This is a genomic window from Comamonas thiooxydans (genome assembly GCF_002157685.2).
Taxonomy (GTDB): domain Bacteria; phylum Pseudomonadota; class Gammaproteobacteria; order Burkholderiales; family Burkholderiaceae_C; genus Comamonas; species Comamonas testosteroni_H.
Map to the genome: position 1 here is coordinate 1540679 of NZ_AP026738.1, position 22141 is coordinate 1562819.

Sequence of the window (22141 nt, forward strand, 5' to 3'; positions counted from 1 at the left end):
AGGGAGACATTCATGTTCATTGACCTGACTTCCGAGCAGCATGCGCTGCGCCTGAAGTGCCGTGACTACTTTCAGGCGCTGATGACGCCCGAGCTGAAGGCCCGCATGCGCGGTGCCGAGGGCGGCGACGAGTACCGCGACCTGATCCGCAAGATGGGACGCGACGGCTGGCTGGCCATAGGCTGGCCCAAGGAGTTCGGCGGCCAGGGCCTGTCGGCCACCGAGCAGCTGATCTTCTTTGAGGAAGCCAATATTGCCGGAGCTCCCCTGCCTTTCGTCACCATCAGCACCGTCGGCCCCGCGCTGATGGAGCATGGCACCGAGGCGCAGAAGCAGGAGTTTCTGCCCGGCATGGCCAACGGCGACATCATTTTCGCCATTGGCTATTCCGAGCCCGGTGCTGGCTCCGACCTCGCCATGCTCAAGACACAGGCTCAGTTGCAGGGCGATCTTCAAAGCGGGCATTTCGTGGTCAACGGCCAGAAGCTGTGGACTTCGGGCATCGAATCTGCCGACTATGTGTGGCTGGCCGCACGTACCAACCAGGAGCTGGCTCGCCACAAGGGTATTTCCATCATGGTGGTCGATACCCGGGACAAGGGCTTTTCGCATACGCTGATTCAGACCGTGGGCAACTACACGGCAGCCACGTACTTCGACAACGTTGAAGTGCCCGCAGCACGTTTGATCGGCGAGCTCAATGGGGGCTGGAAGCTGATCACTGCACAGCTCAACCACGAGCGTCTGGGTCTGGGGGCCTGGTCGGACAAGGTGTTTGCTCCCTTCGTCAAGGTGCTGCAATGGGCCAAGGCCAAGGATGAGCAGGGCCGTCGCGCCGTCGATCAGGCCTGGGTCAGGCGCAGTCTGGCGCAGTGCTATGCCCGCCTTGAAGCCATGCGACTGACCAACTTCCGCATCGCGGCCAGTCTGGAAGCCGGTGCCATGGACGTGAGCCTGGCATCTGCCACCAAGGTCTATGGCTCGGAAGGTGTGGTCGAGGTGCTGCATCGATTGATGGACATCGTGGGCAGCAGCGCTCTGGTGCGTGGTGGCTCGGCGGCTTCCTATCTGATGGGCGAGCTGGAGTATGAGCTGCGCGCCTCCACCATCAACACCTTCGGTGGCGGCACGAACGAGATTCAGCGCGAGCTGATTGCCCAGTTCGGCCTCGGCATGCCGCGCCCTCAGCGCTGATCGAAGACATCTCACACATAACGAATACCAAGGAGACATGTGATGAGCGACACGACTGTGGTGTCGCGCGAGCAAACCCAGCTCAAGCTGGATCGTCGCGCGCCCATTGCGGCCAAATACCTGGCCGATACGCCCTACACCATGGCTGATCGTCTGGAGGACTGTGCGCGAGATTTCGGCGAGCGCATTTTTCTGACCGAAGGCGATGTGCGCTACACCTATGCGCAATTCAACCAGCGTGCCAATCAAGTGGCACGAGCGTTGCACGAGCAGGGTGTGAGAAAGGGCGATGTGGTGGCCATGGCCATCGAGAATCGCCCAGCCTTTTTCTTTGCCTGGTTTGGCGTGGCCAAGCTGGGTGCCGTGGTGGCCTTCATCAACACCCATGTGATGGGCAAGCCTCTGACGCACGCACTGGAGGTGACCAACGCCAGCCATGTGATCGTGGGCGAGGAGTGCGCAGAGCGCTTTGCGCAGACCGAAGGGCTGAACACCGCGCTGAGCTACTGGCACTGGCCGGATGAAGTGCGCCCCGCCGCGGTGGGAGTTCTGCAGCAGTTCGGCCCTGATTTGCAGGCTCTTGCCATGAGCCGGGACGGCACGGCCGTACCGTTGGAGTGGCGCGAGGGAGTGGTAGCCGGCGATACGGCGCAGTACATATTCACCTCAGGGACCACCGGCCTGCCGAAGGCCGCGGTCATCAGCCATGCACGCTGGCTGATGGCGGGGGACTCCATGCAGCTGCTGTGGGAAATCACCAGGGATGACTGCTTCTACTGCTTTCTGCCGCTCTACCACGGCGCGGCTTCCATGTCGCTGACGGCAACCGCCATGGCTGCGGGAGCGCGCATCGTGGTGCGCCGCAAGTTCAGCCGCAGCGAGTTCTGGCGCGATATCCGCGCACATGGCATTACCTTTTGCCAGTATGTGGGGGAGATCTGCCGCTTCCTGCTCAGCGCGCCCGCGACGGACAGCGACCGGGAGCACAGCTTGCGCAAGATGGCCGGGACTGGCCTCACGCCCGAGATCTGGCAGCAATGGACCTCGCGCTTTGGCGCCGTGTTTCAGATTTACGAGGGCTGGGGTGGCACGGAGTCCAACACCAACACCATCAATCTGGACAATCGCATCGGCTCCTGCGGCCGCGTTCCCTTCTGGGAAAAAACCAATTTGCGCCTGGTTCGCTACGACCAGGAAAAAGGCGATTACATCCGAGATGAAAACGGCTTTTTGCAATTGGCAGGCGTGAACGAGCCTGGCGAGGCCATCGGCATGGTCATCCAGTATCCTGGTGTGGTTGCCGGGCGCTTCGAAGGCTATACCAGCGAGGAGGCCTCCGAAAAGAAGCTGCTGCGCAATGTCTTCCAGCAGGGCGATGTGTGGTGGACATCGGGCGACTTGCTGCGCTGCGACGAAGACGGCTACTGCTGGTTTGTGGACCGTATCGGCGATACCTTCCGCTGGAAGAGCGAGAACGTTTCGACGATGGAGGTCAGCGATGCACTCGGGGACTTCCAGGGGCTGGATGCGATTACCGTCTATGGTGTGCAGGTTCCTGGTCACGGTGGCCGTGCGGGCATGGCAGCGTTGGTGATGCATGAGGGAGCCCAGTTCGATCCCAAGGCCTTCTGGAAGATGGCCATCGCTCGTCTGCCGCGCTATGCGGCACCACTGTTCGTGCGTCTGATGGATACGCCGGACATGACCGGCAACTACAAGCTGCGCAAGGTGGATCTGCAAAAGCAGGGCTATGACAGCGCTCAGACTGGCGACCCGTTGTTTGTACGCAATGACAAGCTGCAGACCTATGTGCCGCTGAACGCTGCAACGCTTGAAGAGGCTCTGCGTGGATAGCGCCGTCGCGCAGGAGCGCGTACGGGCCAAGCCCGCAGATGTGCTGCGTTATCCCTTTGCTCCGCCTGCATCCGATGGCAGCCATGTGGAGATCGTCCCCGGTCTGCTGTGGCTGCGCATGCCCATGCCCATGGCTCTGGACCATATCAATGTCTATCTGCTCAGGGACGGCGATGGCTGGGCGGTGGTGGATACGGGGCTGGGAATTCCCGGCACCTTCGAGCTGTGGGAAAGAATCTTCACGGAGAAATTGGCCGGCCAGCCGCTGACCCGTGTGATCTGCACCCACTGTCACTATGACCATGCGGGTGCGGCATGGTGGTTGCAGGAGCGCTTTGGCGTGCCGCTGCTCATGAGCTATGGCGAGTTCATGATGCTGCGCTCGCTGATGGGGCCGCCGCCCGATCCTCTGCCCGAAGCGCATCGCGAGTTCTATGCGCGTGCTGGGGTGAGCAGCGAAGAGCTGGACGACATGCTGACTGCCATGCGCAAGGATCCGTTCATGCCCAGGCAGCCCAGCCATTACCAGCGCATTCATCCGGGTGAGGTGCTGCAGATCGGGGAGCGCCGGTGGCGCATTGTGCTGGGCGAGGGGCACTCGCCCGAGCATGCCTGTCTGTATTGCGAGGAAGACGGCATTCTGCTGGCCGGTGATCAGGTGCTGCCGCGCATTACCTCGAATGTGATGGTCAGCCCCATCGAGCCTGAGGGCAATCCGCTCAAACTCTGGATCGATTCGCTGCATCGTTTGCGTGAGCTGCCGGCCGAGACCTTGGTGCTTCCATCGCACCAGGGCGTTTTCTACGGCCTGCATGAGCGCCTGGTGCAGGTGCTGGAGCACCATGCCGAGCAGTTTGCACTGTTGACCGGACATCTGGGCGAGGTGGGGCGGGCAACGGCTGCCGAGCTGGTGCCCGTGCTCTTTCCCAGGCTGCGCAGCCCCGTGGATCGCCTGATGGCCCTAGGGGAAACGATAGCCCATTTGAACCTGCTTCACCAGGATGGAACGCTGCTGCGTACCCCGGGTGAGGGCAAGATTGCATATTTCTCGTTGGCCTGAGGTGAGGAAGCCATGACGGAACTGGAAACATTCAAACAAGAAGTGGCGCAGTGGCTGGAGGAGAACTGTCCTGCGAGCATGCGCCGGCCCATTGTTTCAGAGGAGATGGTCTGGGGCAGCTCCAGGCTGCAGTTTCTGAACGAGGATCAGAAGCTGTGGTTTGAGCGCATGCGCGACCGCGGCTGGTTCGCGCCGTCCTGGCCGCGTGAATACGGCGGCGGCGGGCTCTCCCCCAGGGAAGCCCGTATCCTGGACACGGAGATGGCCCGTCTTGGCTGCCGTCAGCCCCAGTACAACCTGGGCGTGTGGATGCTGGGGCCGGTTCTGGTGGAGGTGGGGACGCATGAGCAAAAGCTCGAGCATCTGGTTCCCATGATGCGCGGCGAGCAGCGCTGGTGTCAGGGCTTTTCGGAGCCCAACGCCGGCTCGGATCTGGCCAGCCTCAAGACCTCGGCCAGGCGCGTGACGGATGAGCAGGGCGAGGCCTATATCGTCAACGGGGGCAAGATCTGGACCTCGGACGGAGACAAGGGCGACTGGATGTATGCGCTGGTGCGTACCAGCAGCGAAGGCAAGAAGCAAGACGGCATCAGCTTTTTGCTGATCGACATGAAGAGTCCCGGCGTCACCGTCAAGCCCATAGAGCTGATCAGCGGCAAGTCCAGTTTCTGTCAGGTCTTCTTCGACGATGTGCGGGTGCCTGTGCGACAGCTCGTGGGCAAGGAAGGCGAAGGTTGGTCGCTGGCCAAAAAGCTGCTCCAGCATGAGCGTGCAGCCATGTCCAAGTTCACGGAAGGTGGCGCGCCGTCGCACGATGCACTCAAGACTGCCTTGCCCTACATGGTGGACGAACAGGGGCAGATCAGCGATGGTGCGCTGCGCGAGAAGCTGGCAGGACTGCTGATGGATGCACAGTCTTTCGCCCTGACCCATCGTCGGGTGACCGAGAAGGCCCTGGCGCGTCAGGACGTTGCCGGCCCCTCCAGCATCATGAAGCTGGTGCAGACCGAGCAGGAAGTTGCCAAGTACGAACTGCTGGAGCAGGTGCTGGGCCTGCGCGGTCTGGGCTGGGAAGCTGGCGATGATTTCACAGCCGATGAAATCGATATAGGACGTGCATGGCTGCGCTCCAAGAGCTACACGATTGCAGGCGGAAGTTCGGAGGTGCAACTGAACATCATTGCCAAGAGAGTGCTGGAATTGCCTTGATCCCTGGGCCGCAATGCGGCTTTGCGCCCCGCTGCGGGCGCCGGATAACGAATTGAAATGGAGACAAGAATATGACCATGCTTTTGTCGCAAGAGCAGGAGCTGCTCAAGGACAGTGCTGCAGCCTTTCTCGCGCAGGAAGCTCCCGTGGCCCAGCAGCGCCGTCTGCGGGATGACAAGGTGGAACAAGGCTTTGATACACAACTGTGGCAGCAGATGGTGGAGATGGGGTGGCCCGTGGCGGTGCTGCCCGAGTCGCATGACGGGCTGGCTGCAGGCTATCTGGGCATGGGCGCCGTGTTTGAAGCCATCGGCCGGAACCTGTCGGCACAGCCGCTGCTGAGTCAGGCAGTGATCGCACCTGAACTGCTGATTCGCGCCGGCTCCGAAGCTCAGCAGGCGCAGTGGCTGCCCCTGCTGGGCAGCGGGCAGGCCAGGCTGGCACTGGCTCTGGATGAAAAGTCCGGCCAGCATCTTTCAGCCAGATTGAGCACGGTAGCCGAGCAGACCAGCACGGGCTGGTGCCTGAGCGGCGAGAAAGCCTTTGTGATGGATGGCGTGGGCGCCAATGGCTTTGTGGTGCTTGCGGCGTCTGGCGAAGGTGCTCCCGGTTTGTGGCTGGTGCCAGCTGATGCACAAGGCGTCAGCATCAAACCCATGAGCATGATTGACAGCCGTAGCATGGCCCGCGTGCAGTTCGATAAGGTGGAGTTGAGCGCTGATATGGCGTTGGTGGCCCGGCCCGCTGCTCAGGTGCTTGATGAAGTGCTGGATCGAGCCCGTGGCTGCCTCGCCGCAGAGTCTCTGGGTCTGATGCGTGAGGTGTTTGATCGTACGGTTAGCTATCTGAAGGAGCGCGTTCAGTTCGACGTGCAGATCGGCTCATTCCAGGCATTGCAGCACCGTGCTGCACGTCTGTATGTGGAACTTGAGCTGCTGGAGAGCTGTGTGCTGGCAGCTTTCGAGGCCATTGATTCCGGTTGGGAAGCCAAGGTGCCCGAGCTGGTCAGCGTGGCCAAGGCCAAGGCATCTGACTTGTGCGAGAAGCTGTGCAACGAGGCGATCCAGTTGCATGGCGGCATCGGGGTGACCGATGAACTGGATATTGGCCTGTTCTTTAAGCGGGCACGCGTTTTGCAAAGGCTGCTGGGCGACGGTGGTTATCACCGCAACCGCTTTGCACAACTGAAAGGTTTCTGAGATGAGCGATGCCTTGGTTTCTATGGGTGAAAAGATCAGGAACATTCGTGCGCAGCTGACTTCGCAGGGCGCACCTTTTGAAGTGCAGCAGGTCACGCTGTCCGATGGACGCAGCGTGGCGGCCTATCGCAATGCCTTTCAGAATCTGGCGCAGGTAATTGATGCCGGCCGGGTTCATGGTGCGGCCGAGTTCATGGTCTATGGCGATGATCGATGGACCTTCGACAGGTTCTTTGCCGTAACCGATGCACTGGCCAGTCGTTTGCAGAAGCAGCGCGGTATCAAGCCCGGCGACCGGGTGGCGATTGCCATGCGCAACCGTCCCGAATGGGCCGTGGCTTTTGCTGCCATTGCCTTGCTTGGCGCAGTGCCGGTGCCTTTGAACAGCTTTGGTCTGAGCAGCGAGCTGATGGCCAATCTGGAGGACACCCGGCCGGTGATGCTGATCTGTGATGCGGACCGCCATGCTCGCATCAGGGAGGCTATTGCGCAGACGGCCATCAAGACGGTGGTGGTGGATGGCGAGGGGGGCGATATCAGCTGGTCGGAGTTGACCGCAGGCGGTCATGATGGCTTCGTGTCGCCGCAGCTGAGTGCCGATGAGCCTGCGCTGATTCTGTTCACTTCGGGCGCCACCAGCCGGGCCAAAGGCGTGGAGTCCACCCACCGCGCCGTTTGCCAGGGCATCTTCAATATTGACTTCATCGGTGCAGTGGCAGCCATGACTTCGCCGGACGCCATCGCCGCCATCATGGCGCGACAGCTGCAGCCCACGATCTTGTCGGCAGTTCCTCTGTTTCATGTCAGTGGACTGCATGCTCAGCTGCTGGTCAGCCTGCGCCATGGCCGCCGCCTGATATTCATTCACCGCTGGGAGCCCGAGAAGGCCGTCGAGCTGATTCGCAAGGAAAAGGTCACGCAGTTCAATGGTGCGCCCAGCATGGTGCAGCAGCTCATTGGTCTGCCCGGCTTCGAGCAGCCTGAAAGCTCTGGCAACCTCTCCGGTGTGGGCTTTGGCGGAGCGGGCCTGCACCCGCGCCTGATTGATGAGGTGTTGGCCAAGTTCAAGGGGCGTATGTCAGGCATTGGATTTGGTCTGACCGAATCCAATGGCGTCTGCGCAGGCAGCTCGGGGCGCATGTTCGAGGCGCATCCGCGCAGCTCGGGGGTGTTGTCGCCCATTATCGAGGTACGAATCGCAGACCTGGATGGCACAGCCTTGCCTATCGGTGAGCCCGGCGAGGTCTGGCTGCGTGGCGTGACCCTGATGGAGCGCTATTGCGGTGATGCAGAGGCCACCGCCAAGGCCATGCAGGGAGGCTGGTTCCACACCGGAGACATAGGCGTTCTGGACAATGAAGGCTTTTTGACCATCGTCGATCGCATCAAGGACGTGATCAACCGCAGCGGTGAAAAGATTGCTGCGGCGGAGGTCGAGGCCTGTCTGCTGCAGCATGAGGCACTGGAGGAGGCTGCAGTGTTCTCCATGCCGCATGAGGTCACGGGTGAGCAGGTCGTTGCCGTGGTGGTCGGGAAGTCCGGGAGTCAGGTGACTCCCGAGCTGCTTCGCGAGTTCGTGGCACAGCGCCTGGCGGGCTACAAGGTTCCCAGTCGGATCGTTGTGCGCGCGGAGCCTTTGCCTCGCAATCCCGCAGGCAAGATGCTCAAGGCATCGATTCGCAAGGAGTGCGCTCACCTGCTGACCTGATTCACGGAATTGGGTGGTCCTAGGACTTTCCCGATCACGCTCCAAAAGCCTGCTGCTGCCTCGCGCACCAGCAGGCTTTTTCATTGGGCAAAGCGCTTTGAGTTACCCATGTGGACTAGGTCTCTAGGGTCTGTCAGTAGTCAACTCAGACGATGGTTGAAGAGGCCTGCTGACGCAGTATGCAACTGCCTGCAAACGGCAAAACCAATGGGGCGATGCGAGGCAATGCACCTCGTTTGTAGCACCCACCAAAAATAAGTTCTAGAACCTAGGAGACAGAGATGAAGTTTGTGACAGCCAAGACTCCACTCGCAGCGGCAGTGGGTTTGATGGTGGCGACGTCGGTATGGGCGAAGGTGCCGGCGAACGAGGCGGAACAGCTGGGCAAGGAATTGACATGCGTGGGTGCCATCAAGGCCGGCAACAAGGAAGGCACGATTCCCGAATTCACTGGCAAGTGGGCTGGCGCACCGACTGGCGTGGCTCATGTGCAATCCAGCGGCAAGCATCCCGTAGATATCTATGCCGATGAAAAGCCACTGTTCGTGATCACCGCAGAGAACATGGAGAAGTATGGCGACAAGCTCAGCGCTGGTCAGAAAGCCATGTTCCAGAAGTACCCCAAGACCATGCAGATTCCGGTCTACAAGGGGCACCGCGATTTCCGCTACACCGATGAGGTGTGCGCAGTGCTGAAGAAGAATGCCTTGGAGTCGGAGGTCGTCGATAACGGCATGGGAATCAAGGGCAGCTTTGGTGCGATCAACTTCCCGATTCCCAAGACCGGGCAGGAAGTGATCTGGAACAACCTGCTGCCCACACGTGCCTACACCGAGGCCATCACGCGTGACATGGCGAATGTGCTGTCAGACGGCAGCATGAGCTTTGGCCGTATGCAGAACCTGAACCTGGACATGGTCAACAAGCCTGAAATGCTGGGCAAGCCGGTTGAGGGCGTGATGGCCTATACGCGCACCAGAACGCTGGCTCCCGAGCGTGAAAAGGGCGGTGTGACCCACTCGGTAGAGCCCGTCAATTTCGGCAAGGACAAGCGCCTGGCCTGGAGCTATGACCCCGGTACACGCCGCGTGCGCCAGGTGCCCGAGTATGGCTTTGACCAGCCCATGGCTGGCACCGGCGGCAAGATGACCATCGACTCGGATCGTCTCTTCAATGGCTCGCCAGAGCGCTACAGCTGGAAGCTGCTGGGCAAGAAGGAGATGTATATCCCCGCCAACAACTACAAGATCCATCAGCCCACGGTGAAGTATGCCGACCTGCTCAAGCCCGGTCATGCCAACCCCGATTTCATGCGCTACGAGCTGCGCAGAGTCTGGGCCGTGGAAGGCACGCTGAAGGACGGTTTCCGACATGTCTATGGCAAGCGTGTGCTGTTCGTGGACGAGGACACCGGCCAGGCCGTGGCCGCGGACATGTACGACGCGCGTGGCCAGTTGTGGCAGCACGCCTTCATCAACTACTACTACTCCTTTGACATCAAGGCCTGGCATGCAGGCACGTCCTTCTATCACGACCTGAATTCCGGCGGTTACATGGGCTACAACCTTTTTCAGGAGCGTCCCCAGGGGCCAATCCTGAACAAGGGTGATCTCGTGCCCGCCATGTTCACACCAGAAGCCGCACGCAACGCGGGCAACTAAGTTTTATCAACGAGCGACTCATTATGAAAAACAATATGAAGAAACTCACGCCCATCGCAGTGGCGGCGCTGCTGTCCTTGGGTATGGGAGCGGTTCAGGCGGGGGAGACTGTCGAGCTGGGAGATGGCCTCAAGTTCGACTGGCGTCTGAACGTGAGCTATGGCCTGGGTGTTCGTCTGGATAACCCGTCTCCGGTGCTGAACACGGACGGCAACAACAATTTCAAGAAAGGTGCTCTGACGGCGAACCGACTGGGTGCCGTCTGGGAGAGCAAGCTGTCAAAAGGCGACAGCGGCTTTGTGCTGAACGCCAGCACCTTCTATGACGACGTTTACCACCAGCGCAACGACAACAAGGGCCCGATCAGCACGGCCGGTCCCGTGGACGAGTTCAACTCTGCTGCCAAGCGCTATGGTGGCGGCTATTCACGCCTGCTGGATACCTACGCCTACACCAGCTTCAACATGGGCGAGGCCCGCGCCACGGTACGCTTGGGCAAGCAGGTGGTGAACTGGGGCGAGTCCATGTACTTTGCCAATATCGCTGCGGCCCAGGGACCCAGTGATGCCGCAAAGGCAGCTTCGCCTGGCGCTGAGGTCAAGGAAATCCTGCTGCCTGAAGACCAGATCTCGGCCTCGCTGGAAGTCAGTCCCAAACTCTCGCTGCTTGGCCACTACCAGTTCGGCTTCCATGAAACGCTGCTGCCGGCTCCCGGCATGTACACCAGCACCAGCAATGCCCTGGGCCCTGGTGCCTCCTGCCTGGGTGTCTACAACGGTGCGACCTGTCGCGGCCTGCGACGCGGTACCGACATCCGGCCCAGCAGCTCGGGTCAGTGGGGTATCGGCGGTCGCTACCGCGTCACCGACGAGACGGAAGTCGGTCTGTACTACCTGAACTACAACGACCGCACTCCATCGCTGGTCGTGAACATGAATGGTGCGATACCGACCGGCTATCAGGTTCGCTATTTCGACGATATCAAGATGCTGGGAACGACGGTCAGCACGACCTTCGGCAAGTTCTCTGCATTTGGTGAAGCCAGCTATCGAAAAGGTACGCCAGTGCTCAACGGCAATGGTGTGGCGGTGCGTGGCGATGTGGTGCAGGGCAACGTCGGCGGTATCTTCAATATCGGCCGCACCGGTATCGCGGACGACATGTCCCTGGCTGCCGAAATTTCCGGCTCTCGCGTGATCAGTGTGGCCGATGGTAGCTCTACCGATAACCTGAGCTTCAAGACCCGTAACTCTCTGGTGGCCGGTGCGACCCTGACGCTGGGCTACCCCGGCATCTTCGAAGGCTGGGATCTGAGTATCCCCATCAGCTACCAGTCGCAGCTGCGCGGCCGTTCTCTGGTCGGCACCTTCGGCGGCGGCCAGAGCGACAGCCGGTTGAGCATTGGCGCGACTTTTGTTCGCAAGAGCAATTTCTCGATCAACGTGGCCTACATCAACTACCTGGGCAATCCTTCTGCCGATTCCCTGCGTGCACGCCCGCTGGCCGATCGCGACCAGCTGTCTGTTACCGCCAAGTACTCGTTCTGAACCACACCAACGAGCCAACACCACAAAAGCCCGGCTCTCCGGGCTTTTGTGTTTGAAAGAGGCGCAAGCGAATGCAAATACTGAACGGAAAATGGGTAACCCCTTTGGGAGCAGCAGCCTTGAGCCTTATGAGCAGTGCGGCATCAGGACAGTATCTGTTCGATGCTTTGCCTCCTTTGCCCAAGGTGGCTCCCTTGATGGCCCCCACGGAGCTGCATGGTGATACACAGGGCGATATCCGCTTCAAGTCCAGCAGTCCGTATGACCTCGATGTGCTGCTCAGTCAGCCTGCCAAGGCAGAGGCAACCATGGGTATGGGAAAGCTGTTCCTGCCCAAGGGGGCCAGCGAAAAGAAGCAGGTGCCGGCCATGGTTGTCCTGCCAGGTGGCGCGGGGGCCATTCCCGGGCGCGAGAGCGAAATGGCCCAGATGCTGGCCGACAACGGCATAGCTGCGCTGTTGGTCGATAACTTCAAGCCGCGTGGCATCAGCGAAGACATGCCTTACGCGCTCAAGATCATGGGTACCTCCGAGTTCGATGCCGTGGCCGATGCCTATGCTGCCCTCAAGGCCTTGAACAAGCACCCGGCCATCGATGGCTGGCGTATCGGGGTGATGGGATTTTCCAAAGGTGGAATTGCGGCACGCATGAGCCTGGATACGCGCATTCGCGACAAGCTGGCGCCTTTCATTCAGCCCTTTGCCTTGCATGTGGACTTCTACGGGCCTTGCTATGCGCTGCTGCAGTCACGTAAAACCACGGGTTCGCCCTTGCTCAGCTTCAGAGCGGGGGAGGATGCATCGAATGATCTGGTGGCCTGTGCGCAGCAGGAAAAAATCCTGCGTGAGGCGGGCTCCGAGGTCAGTACCGTGGTCTATGCCAGGGCCGGCCATGATTGGGAAAGCGACAAGCCACGAGAGATGACGAATCGCCCCTACCTGTCCGGCTGCACGATAGAGTTCAATGACAAGGACTTCCCCGTCCTCAATGGCCAGCCGCTGATTCCCGCAGGGGCCCAGCCCGATCGCCAGACCCGCTACAGGATTCGGGTGCAGAGCGGCAAGGCTCTGGGGGACTGCGTCAAGGTGGGTTATATCGCCGGGCGCGATGAAAGCGCACGCAGTCTGGCCGGCAAGCAGTTGCTGCAGTTTCTCAAGGTAAAGTTCGAGCAGTAGACAGGATTAGGCGGAAAATTAGGCGGAAAAGCAGAAGGCCAGCAAATGCTGGCCTTTTTCAAGTGTCAAATCTGCCCGAAATTTTTTTTGATGAAGCGTAGGCTTCAGTCAATTGAGTCGTCCGGAAACAAAAAAAGCCGTGCAGCATGGCCGCGCGGCTTGATTGATGGAGTGTGGCCGCTCAGGAGCCGGGTTGCAGCACGCTGCGATCACCGATTTCCAGCAGCATCGTCATGCTGCGCTTCTGGATGCGCCAGCCTTCGGGCAGTCTTACCCATTCATCTTCATAGAAACCGATGGCGTCGTAGCGCAGATGACTGCGCTGGCCCAGTCCCTGATGCGCGGCTCGCACCTGAATCCTGCTGAGCGGGCGCTGCGGGTCGCCGGCATCGACTTCCAGGTTGCCCAGCAGATGCTGGGTGGGGCCGCAGCCGTCAAGGTGGGTGCTGATCATGCGGCGGACCTTGGCAACCCCTTCGCAGATGTAGCTGCCACCGTAGACCGTGGTGCAGTCAGGTGCGAACACCTGCTGCAGCAAGTCCCAGTTGCGTGTGTCGCAGGCCGTGGCGTAGCGGGTCAGGGTCTGGGCCAGAGCATGTTCAAGAAGAACCTGCTCCAGCGTGCTTGCTGTGATCCGCATCACACTTTGCCGTTCACGGATGACTGGGGTTCGGGTTTGAGCATGCCGCCTGCGTGGCTGATGCCGCCGGCGCTGCCAGCCGCATGGGCATGTCTGGGCTGCCGGTGCAGGCGCTTGACGCGTGCCTTGGCTTCCGCCGTGCCCACATTCAGCCAATAGGCCATGGCAGGCAGCAGGAAGATCGCGCCCAGCATGTTCACCAGGAACATGAAGGCCAGCAAGATACCCATGTCGGCCTGGAACTTCAGTGCCGAGAACGCCCAGGTGCCCACGCCTATGGACATGGTCAGCGCCGTGAAGATGGCGGCGTTGCCGCGCTGGCGCATGGCTTCATAGAAGGCCTCGCGCAGCGTGATGTCTCGCTCGCGCAGCTCATGTTGCATGCTCTCGAACAGGTAGATGCCGTAGTCCACGCCCACACCCACGCCCAGCGCCACCACGGGCAGCGTAGGGACCTTCAGGCCAATGCCCAGCATGGCCATCAAGGCATTGCAGAGTATGGAGACGATGGCCAGGGGCACGACGATGCACAGCACGGCGCGCCAGCTGCGGAAGGTCAGCCAGCACAGCAGCGTGATGGCGCCGAAGATGGAGCCCAGCATCTGCACTTCGGCATGTTCCACGGCCTCGTTGGTCGCGACCGCCACGCCGGCGTTGCCGCCAGCCAGCAGGAACTTGACGTTGGGCGTCTTGTCCGCAACGATGAAATCACGCACTTCATTGACGACATGGGTCAGCGTGGCGCCTTCGTGGTCCTTGAGGAAGACCTGCAGATTGATGACCTTGCAGCCCTCGGTGTTCAGGCCCATATCGGGAGAAAGTGCCTTGGCGCCCGAACGCAATGCGGCTTCGGTGCGCTGCAGAGCTGCCCAGCGGGGGTTGCCCTCGTTGTTGCTGGAGGCCGCGATCTTGGCCAGACCGGAGACGGTGGAGACAGATTGCACGCCGTCAACCCGGCGCATGCGCGATTCAAAGCGCTCCACGGCGTTCATGACCTGCCAGTTAAGGCAGCCTTCGTCGAGGTTGGAGGTTTCGACGAAGACGGACAGCACGTCCATACCTATGGAATAGCTGCCGATGATGGTGTCGTTGTCACGGTTGTAGCGCGACTCGGCGCGCAACTCGGGAGCGCCCGTGCCCACATCACCTGTCAGCAGCTTGCGCGATTCGTAGGTGCCGGCGGCCAGCAGCAGCAGCGACACCGCCAGAGTCAGCATGGCGGGACGGGATTCGGCCAGTGCCGACAGCTTCCACCAGATGGGGTTGCGGCCGTTGGCGGAGGAAGAGGGGGCTTGCATGGCCTTTTTTTCCAGGCGCAGATTGGCCAGCACCGCGGGCAGGAACACCTTGTTGGTGATGATCATCAGCAGCACGCCCATGCAGGCGGTCACGCCCAATTCGTGCACGATGGGGATGTCGATCAGCATGATGACCATGAAGCCCAGAGCATTGGTCAGCAGCGCCAGAGCTCCGGGAATGGCCAGCTTGCGAATCGCGTTCTCTGCGGCCAGACTGGAGCTTAGGCCGGCGCGCACATCATGCTTCCAGGCTCCCGTCATCTGCACCGCATGGGATACGCCGATGGAGAAGATCAGAAAGGGAACCAGGATCGACATGGGGTCGATGCCATAGCCGATCAGCGGCAAAATGCCCAGCAGCCAGATCACGGGCAGCAGTGCCACGGCCAGGCCGACCACCGTGATGTTGGTGGACTTGGTGTAGAGGCGCAGCATGATGGCCGTGATGACAAAGGCGATGGCAAAAAAGGTCATCACCGTGGTCAGGCCGTCCATCACATCGCCCAGTACCTTGGAAAAACCAATGATGTGGATGGAGATATCCTTGCCTTCGAACTTGCTGCGGATCTCTTCCAGGCGCTGCGCAACCTTGTGATAGTCGAGTTTTTCTCCGGTCTTTGGGTCGACCTCGAGCAGGTCGGCGCGCACCATGGCGGACTTCAGATCGTTGCTGACCAGAGAGCCGATCTGACCGGACTTGGCCACGTTCGAGCGCACCTGGGCCAGGCCTTGTTCGTTGGCCTCGAAGCGCGAAGGAATCAGCACCTCGCCCACGTAGCCGTCTTCGGTGATCTCGATGTATTTCACGTTCGGTGTGAACAGCGAATACACCTGGCCACGGTTGACGCCGGGCGTGAAGAAGACCTCGTCCGTCACGCCGCGCAGTGCTTCGAGAAATTCCTTGTTATAGATATCGCCTTGCCGGCCCTTCCATTCCACGCTCACCAGAATGCGGTTGGCTCCGGAGAAGGTGGCTGAATGCTTGAGAAATGCCGTCATGTACTCATGACGCATGGGGATCAACTTGTTGAAGCCCGGATCCAGGTGCGTGCGCATGGCCGAGACAGCCAGCAGTGCCGTGGCAATCAGCGTCAGCACGACGATGGACTTGCTCCACGAGATCAGCCAGCGTGCCGTGGATGCAATAAACCGGTCAAGCCGGCTGGTGGGTTCGCTCAGAGTCATTGAGTCGCTCCTGGGGCAGCCTGAGCGTTTGCCTTGGCTTGTTGTGGTGGGGGAAAGGGTTGCAGGCCTGCGTCGCTGGACATCCATCCGCTGTCGGGGCCGGTAAGCACAATGTCGGTCAGGGTGGCGCGGCCCTTGGCGCGTTGCAGGCTGAAGCTCTTGCCGCCGTCCTTGCTCAGGCCGAGCATGCTGCCCTGTCCTACCAGGACGATGGTTCCGTCCTTTTCCTGGGCATGGCCAAAAAAGGAGACCGGAGCCTGAATCGTCGACTTGACCCATTGCGCGCCCGGTGCGGCCTGCACAAAGGCGTTGCCGCGCATGCCATAGATCAGCCAGCCGCCATCGCGTGTCGCCATGGCGTTGTAGAAAGATCCGTTGTAGAAACCGGGCTCGATCTGCCAGCTTGCGCCGGAGTCCTCGGACTTGATGACCAGGCCGCGCTCGCCCACTATCAGCCAGTGCTTGCCATCTTCGGAGCTGGCAATGCGGTTCATGTGCTTGTCCTCCACCTCCGAGGGCAGGGGCAACTGCTCCCAGGTCTGACCGTTATCCTTGGAGGTGATGGCACGGCCGAAGGCGCCGACACTAATCCAGTCGCCCGAAGGAAGGCGCGCGATCGACATCAGAGGCTCTCCGTTTTCCTTGGAGAAAGCGACTTCCTCCCAGGTGCTGCCTCCGTCCTTGGTACGCAGAATCCAGCCTTCGTGCCCCACGGCAAAGCCTGTCTTTCTGTCGGGCGCAAAAGCCATGCTGACGATGAGCGCCTGACGCTGCTCCTTGAGCTGTGCCTGCTGCCAGTGAGCACCCTTGTCGTCCGAGTACAGGATTTCACCGAGTGCGCCGGCTGTCAGCAGACGATCGCCCACCTGCGTGATGGTGTTGAAGTGACTGCGCTCGATGCCAATGGTGGTGGGGGCCAGGGGGGGCGGTGTGCGGGGTGCAAAGGCGAGCGCTGAGGCAAAGGCCACCAATGCTGCTGCGCCTATACCGACGGCTGTTTTCACGTTGTCTCCTTGTTGATTCGTACACGCTGTGCATGTATTGCAAACACGGGTGCAGGTTCTTGATTTGGAGCTTCAGCAACATCGTCCGAATGGACGTTTGCCTGGAGAATTAGGGGTATGTACGGGGCCGGCTTTTTAGTCTCTACAGACGATGGATTCGGTCTGCTTCATTTACACAATGAATGCACACTTTCTTGGTAAGGGAGACATATGGGTTTGCAAGGAAAAGCGGCGCTGGTCGGCGTCGCGCAGTACAAGCCGGAGAAGTACGCAACGGCGCCGCGCATGTTCCATCTGGAACAGGTGGCCGACCTGACGCTGCAGGCTCTGGAGGACGCCGGCATGGAGCTGTCCGAGGTGGACGGTCTGATCACCAGCGCTCCGCACTTTCATGAAGCCAGCTGTTTTGTGCCGGCCATGGCCGGCGAATACCTGGGCGTGCGCCTGAACTTTGCTGAAGTCGTGGACCTGGGTGGAGCCAGTTCCGTGGCCATGGTCTGGCGCGCGGCGGCCGCGATCGAGCTGGGGCTGTGCAACACCGTGGTCTGCGTGCTGCCGTCGCGCATGGCGCCGATCTCCGAACATGACGACCACATCAAGGAAGTCATGAAGGCCAGCCGCTTCGGCGGCCACAGCACTCGCTTTGGAGCGCCCGAGGCCGAGATGGACCTGCCCTATGGTCATATGGCGCAGAACACCGGCTATGCCATGATCGCCCAGCGCTATGGCGCGGTCCATGGCTACGACGCGGCCGCTCTGGCGCGCATCAGCGTGGACCAGCGCTTCAATGCCTGTCACAACCCCAATGCCATGTTCTATGGTCAGCCCATCACGGTGGATGACGTGCTGAACTCGCGCATGGTGGCCGACCCTTTGCATGTGCTGGAAATCGTGCTGCCGGCTGCGGGCGGCGGCGCCATGATCGTCACCCGTGCCGATCGCGCCAAAACCACCCGGCACCGCCCCGTCAGCATCGTCGGCTGCGGCGAGCATGTGAGCAGCAAGTCGCCGACCTATATGGCCGACATGCTGCAGACCCCCATCGGTCCGGCTTCTGCCAAGGCTTTCGAAATGGCGGGCATGCGTCCCTCAGACATGCATATGGCGCAGATCTATGACTGCTACACGATCACCGTGATGCTGACGCTGGAAGACGCGGGCTTTTGCGAGAAGGGCAAGGGCATGGACTTTCTGCGCAACAACGATTTCACCTTCAAGGGCAACTTCCCCATGAACACCCATGGCGGCCAGCTGAGCTTCGGTCAGTCCGGCACGGCGGGCGGCATGTCCCAGGTGATCGAAGCGGTGCATCAGATTCAGGGACGTGCCGGTGACAGGCAGCTGGGTCGCAACGATCTGGCCTATGTGTCCGGCACCGGTGGCGTGATGAGCGAGCAGGGCGCCTTGATCCTGCGGGGAGCATAAGAACATGGCTTGGAACAAACCTCTGCCCCATCCCACGGAAATTTCTGCACCGTACTGGGAAGGTCTCAAGGCCCACGAAGTGCGCATTCAGCAGTGCGATCGTGGACATTCGCTGTTTTTCCCGCGCACCCATTGTCCCACTTGCGGATCGCGCTCCTTGAAGTGGAATACAGTGTCGGGCGAAGGCACGCTCTACAGTTTCACCATCGCGCGCATTCCCACCATGCCCGAATTCACCGACGAGATGCCCCAGGCCCTGGCCGTGGTCGAACTCCGTGAAGGCGTGCGCATCAACACCACCATGGTCGGCGTGGCTCCCGAGGCGCTCAAGGTGGGCATGGAGGTGCGTCCCGTGTTTGACGAGCGCCCCGGCGAGGTCACCCTGCTGCGTTTTACCGCCCATGCGGGCAGCCACCCGGCCGTCATCAAGGCCGACGCCGAGGCGGCAGTTGCGGTTGCCGTGGTGGAGGAGGCTGCCGCAGCCAAGCGCCAGATTTCCGTCAAGGACATCGAGGCCATGAAGTCGCTGGTGTCCGAGGAATACAGCCCCTGGTCCAACGAGTTCACTGTAAGCCAGGAGGTCATCAACGAGTTTGCCAAGCTCTCCGGCGACGACTACTGGATTCACACGGACCCCGTGCAGGCGCGCGAGAAAAGCCCGTTCGGCACCACCATCGCCCATGGCGCCCTGGTGCAGGTGCTGGCCAGTCAGCTCAGGATTCCGCTGGACTACGAGGTGGTGGACTTCAACAACATGGTCAACTATGGTTCGGACCGCCTGCGCTTCCCGACACCCGTGCCCTCCGGCTGCAAGATCCGTGCGCGGGCTCGCATCAAGGCGGTGGAGCAGGTCAAGAGCGGCGTACAGGCCACGATGGAGCTCAACATCCATGTGGTCGGCCAGGACCGTCCGGCCGTCATCAACGATCTGGTGATTCTCTACATGTGATCGCCGCTGCCCGCCCGGTGAAGGCGGGTGTTTCAGTTTCTTCAAGGGTTGGGGCTTTGCGCAGGCAAAGCCCTTTTTTTGCGGCCATTCACAGATGGGTTTCTGGCTTTGCTGGAATGCGAGAGATATCAGTCAAATTGGCTTTATATCTATGTCTGAAATGCGCTGGAAGCTATCAAATTATTGAAACTCTGCGTGGCAGGAGTCAAAGCCATGCGCGGCGCCATCTGGGCGGCGATCTGGGGTTGCCACCTAAGTAAATACCTGCTCATCAAAACGGACGATGTTGCGTTTTCCGTGCTGGCCATACTGCAAACCACAAAGGCCATAGAGCCTGCACAGGAGACAAGCATGAAAACCTCTTTTCGCTGGATGAATGCACTTCGCGCAGTGTCGCTGGCCGCTGCGGCGCTGGCGCTATACCTGCCCGCCATGAACCTGCCACAGAGTGCCGCAGTGGCGGCGCAGGCGGACTCCGCGCCCAAGCTGCCCGCCGGCATTGTGCTGGCCAGTGCCCAGACCTCCTGGAGCGCGGTTTTTGCATCGGGCTATTGAGCCCTGGGCTGAAAGCTCTGCCGGTTGGGCTCTCTCGTTTTCCCTTGATCGGTCTCGAAATCGGTGGCTTGATGGCAGCGAGTTGCCGTTGCATCGGCATCGCCTCCAGCCCGCCTCGGCGGGGCAGATACGGCCCTGTCAAACCATGGATCTTGCTGCTTTCAAAGCACGCACAGGACTTTGATTTCCAGATAATTTCTGTACTGTAAAGTACAGGTAAATGAGACTGATTCTCGCTTATGATGCGCACGCTTTTGCACAGCACACAGGTTGTAGCCAATTGATGCCGTAGTCCCTGCTGCGGACGATACCCGCCAAGCCGAATTAAAACTCCGTATAACGAGGCATTCATGGCATTGAGGTATTCGCCGCTGGCAGCGGCATTGGGGCTGGCTTTCTCCGGCGCAGCATGGGCGCAGAAGGCTCCAGAGGTGGTACTGGACGAGGTACAGGTCCGCAGCGATCGCCAGCCGGATTCGAGCTACAACCCACCCACGGCAACCAGCGCCACCAAGATCGAGGCCCCGTTGCGTGATATTCCTCAGACCGTGAATGTGGTGCCTCAGAGCCTGCTGCGCGATCAGGTCGCGCAATCCATGCAGGATGCTCTCAAGGCCGTGCCCGGCGTGGGCTTTTCTCATGGTGACGGTCAGCGCGATCAGGTCACCATTCGCGGCTTCTCGGCCATTGCCGACCAGTTTGTGGACGGCCTGCGCGATGACGCGCTGTATTTCCGCGATCTGTCCAATATCGAGCAGATCGAAGTGCTCAAGGGTCCGGCATCGGTGCTGTACGGACGCGGCTCGTCGGGCGGCCTGATCAATCGCATCACCAAGAAGCCAGGCGTCAATCTCAGCGAAGTGGGCTTGACTCTGGGGCGCTGGAATCAGCGTCGCGGCGAGTTCGACCTGGCGCGCGCGCCGCAGGACAGTCCAGTCTCCTATCGCCTGACCGGCGCCATCGAGCGCGCCGACAGCTACCGCGACCAGCAGTTTCTCGATCGCAAGGCGCTAGCGGCATCGGTGCTGATCAAGCCCAGCTCGGACACCAGCGTGCTGCTGCAGGCCGACTATCTGAAAGATAGCCGCCTGACGGACTTCGGTATCCCCGCGTACCAGGGTCGACCCGTCAATGTGTCCCCCGGCACCTACTACGGCGCGGCCAATGCCAGGGATGTGGATGTCAGCCGTGCCGAAGTGGCATCGCTGGGTGCAACGCTGAATCACCGTATCAGCGACAGCCTGTCCTTGCGCAATGCCTTGCGCTTCTACGATTACTCACTGGATAGAAACAATACGCTGGTGGGCTCGGTCAACGAGAAGGCTCTTACCGCATCATTGACCCGGGGCAATGTCCAGCGTGATGAGAGCGGCTTTTTCAACCAGACCGAACTGACCCAGAAGCTTGAGCTGGCGGGGATGAAGCATCAGCTGCTGTACGGCTTTGAATTCGGTCGCCAGAGCAAGGACCTGCTGTCATACAGCCAGGCCAATGTGGCGACGGTCTCGCTGTTCAATCCGGTGCTGCCGACTTTGCCGCTGCGCATCGACGGCAAGCCTTCGGCGGACAACCACAGCGTCTTCAAGGTGGCCAGCCTGTATCTGCAGGATCTGGTCAGCATTAACTCTCAGTGGAAGGTCCTGGCCGGCGTGCGCTATGACCGCTTCCAGCAGGAAACGCATGAGCGCCAGCCGGGCAAGCCGGATCTGGGCCGTACGGACACCGCCTGGAGTCCGCGCATCGGGTTGGTCTATCAGCCCTCGTCGGCATGGTCTTACTATGCATCGTGGAGCAAGTCCTTCCAACCCTCGGGCGAAACCTTTGCGCTGGCAGCCAACAATGCGCAACTGGCGCCGGAAAAAACCACCAGCCAGGAAGTCGGCGTCAAATGGGATCTGCCCGATGGCAAGGCTTCGGTCACGGCCTCGCTGTTCAAGCTGGAGCGCACCAATATCAAGAGCGTCGATCCCACAAGCAATACCGTGGTGCCTCTGGGCGTGCAGCGCACCAACGGGCTGGAGCTGACCTTTGCCGGAGAGATTGCACCCAGCTGGCAGGTCTGGGCCGGCTATGCATTCCTCGACGGTGAGATGAGCACATCGCCGGCCGTCGATGCCGGCCAGCCGGTCCAGGGCAAGCGCCCCACGCTGACCCCCAGGCAAAGCGCCAACCTCTGGGTGACCAAGGCACTGGGCCACGGCTTCGGCCTGGGCGGGGGGCTGAACTATGTCGGTGCCCGGTTCGCCAATCCCGGCAACACCGTGACCCTGCCCGGTTACACCACGCTGGATGCCATGGCCTACTACCGCATGGGCCCCTGGGATGTGCAGCTCAAGCTCAACAATCTGCTGGATCGTCGCTACATCGTGGCCGGTCATGGCAGCTCGCCCAATCTCAACCTGCCGGGTGCTCCTCGCTCGGCCCAGGTGGTGGCGCGCTATCGCTTCTAAAAAGGTGTGCCATACGGCCCGGGCCGGC

Annotated in this window: 16 protein-coding genes; 13 read left to right on the plus strand and 3 right to left on the minus strand. The window is 60.7% G+C overall.

The features are described 5' to 3' along the window. Window positions 1–12 precede the first annotated feature (12 nt). The 9 genes from CTR2_RS07000 to CTR2_RS07040 all read left to right on the plus strand — a co-directional run bounded on the left by CTR2_RS07000 (window position 13) and on the right by CTR2_RS07040 (window position 12607). A complete protein-coding gene (locus CTR2_RS07000; protein WP_087085979.1) occupies window positions 13–1194 on the plus strand; it encodes an acyl-CoA dehydrogenase family protein in 1182 nt (393 codons plus the stop codon). 42 nt (window positions 1195–1236) lie between these two features. Further along, window positions 1237–3048 (plus strand): long-chain-acyl-CoA synthetase, encoded by a 1812-nt coding sequence (locus CTR2_RS07005; protein ID WP_087085978.1) that lies wholly within the window; start codon window positions 1237–1239, stop codon window positions 3046–3048. Then, entirely contained in the window at window positions 3041–4108 is a 1068-nt protein-coding gene (locus CTR2_RS07010) for an MBL fold metallo-hydrolase (RefSeq protein ID WP_087085977.1), read from the plus strand. The genes CTR2_RS07005 and CTR2_RS07010 overlap by 8 nt, the downstream gene beginning before the upstream one ends. Window positions 4109–4120: 12 nt before the next feature. Beyond that, a complete protein-coding gene (locus CTR2_RS07015) occupies window positions 4121–5317 on the plus strand; it encodes an acyl-CoA dehydrogenase family protein (RefSeq protein ID WP_087085976.1) in 1197 nt (398 codons plus the stop codon). A gap of 71 nt (window positions 5318–5388) precedes the next feature. Beyond that, window positions 5389–6516 (plus strand): acyl-CoA dehydrogenase family protein, encoded by a 1128-nt coding sequence (locus CTR2_RS07020; protein WP_087085975.1) that lies wholly within the window; start codon window positions 5389–5391, stop codon window positions 6514–6516. A gap of 1 nt (window position 6517) precedes the next feature. Further along, window positions 6518–8224: a class I adenylate-forming enzyme family protein gene (locus CTR2_RS07025; RefSeq protein ID WP_087085974.1), complete on the plus strand. Its 1707-nt coding sequence runs from the start codon at window positions 6518–6520 to the stop codon at window positions 8222–8224. Between the two features lie 281 nt (window positions 8225–8505). Next, entirely contained in the window at window positions 8506–9885 is a 1380-nt protein-coding gene (locus CTR2_RS07030; protein ID WP_087085973.1) for a DUF1329 domain-containing protein, read from the plus strand. Window positions 9886–9920: 35 nt separating this feature from the next. Then, window positions 9921–11432: a DUF1302 domain-containing protein gene (locus tag CTR2_RS07035; protein WP_238707690.1), complete on the plus strand. Its 1512-nt coding sequence runs from the start codon at window positions 9921–9923 to the stop codon at window positions 11430–11432. Between the two features lie 128 nt (window positions 11433–11560). Beyond that, window positions 11561–12607 carry a dienelactone hydrolase family protein gene (locus tag CTR2_RS07040; RefSeq protein ID WP_254913518.1) on the plus strand — a complete coding sequence of 349 codons (1047 nt, stop codon included), beginning with the start codon at window positions 11561–11563 and terminating at the stop codon, window positions 12605–12607. 181 nt (window positions 12608–12788) lie between these two features. Here CTR2_RS07040 and CTR2_RS07045 read toward each other — a convergent pair whose 3' ends face one another. Genes CTR2_RS07045 through CTR2_RS07055 form a run of 3 tightly spaced genes read right to left on the minus strand, consistent with a single transcriptional unit; the run spans window position 12789 to window position 16734 of the window. Beyond that, window positions 12789–13247: a nuclear transport factor 2 family protein gene (locus CTR2_RS07045; RefSeq protein ID WP_087085970.1), complete on the minus strand. Its 459-nt coding sequence runs from the start codon at window positions 13245–13247 to the stop codon at window positions 12789–12791. Beyond that, entirely contained in the window at window positions 13247–15730 is a 2484-nt protein-coding gene (locus CTR2_RS07050) for an efflux RND transporter permease subunit (protein WP_087085969.1), read from the minus strand. The genes CTR2_RS07045 and CTR2_RS07050 overlap by 1 nt, the downstream gene beginning before the upstream one ends. After that, complete coding sequence (locus CTR2_RS07055) at window positions 15727–16734, minus strand: WD40/YVTN/BNR-like repeat-containing protein (RefSeq protein WP_087085968.1); 1008 nt, start codon at window positions 16732–16734, stop codon at window positions 15727–15729. Before CTR2_RS07055 ends, CTR2_RS07050 begins: the two co-directional genes overlap by 4 nt. Before the next feature lie 210 nt (window positions 16735–16944). On the opposite strand from CTR2_RS07055, the gene CTR2_RS07060 reads away from it, so the two are divergent. From CTR2_RS07060 to CTR2_RS07075, 4 genes are all read left to right on the plus strand, one after another. After that, entirely contained in the window at window positions 16945–18159 is a 1215-nt protein-coding gene (locus CTR2_RS07060) for a thiolase family protein (protein ID WP_087085967.1), read from the plus strand. Between the two features lie 4 nt (window positions 18160–18163). Next, the gene (locus tag CTR2_RS07065) at window positions 18164–19108 is read left to right on the plus strand and encodes a bifunctional OB-fold nucleic acid binding domain-containing protein/MaoC family dehydratase (RefSeq protein ID WP_087085966.1); all 945 of its coding nucleotides are present in this window, start codon (window positions 18164–18166) and stop codon (window positions 19106–19108) included. Window positions 19109–19459: 351 nt separating this feature from the next. Further along, window positions 19460–19663 (plus strand): hypothetical protein, encoded by a 204-nt coding sequence (locus CTR2_RS07070; protein WP_087086098.1) that lies wholly within the window; start codon window positions 19460–19462, stop codon window positions 19661–19663. A 350-nt stretch (window positions 19664–20013) separates the two neighbouring features. Beyond that, window positions 20014–22113: a TonB-dependent receptor gene (locus CTR2_RS07075; RefSeq protein WP_087085965.1), complete on the plus strand. Its 2100-nt coding sequence runs from the start codon at window positions 20014–20016 to the stop codon at window positions 22111–22113. Window positions 22114–22141 lie beyond the last annotated feature (28 nt).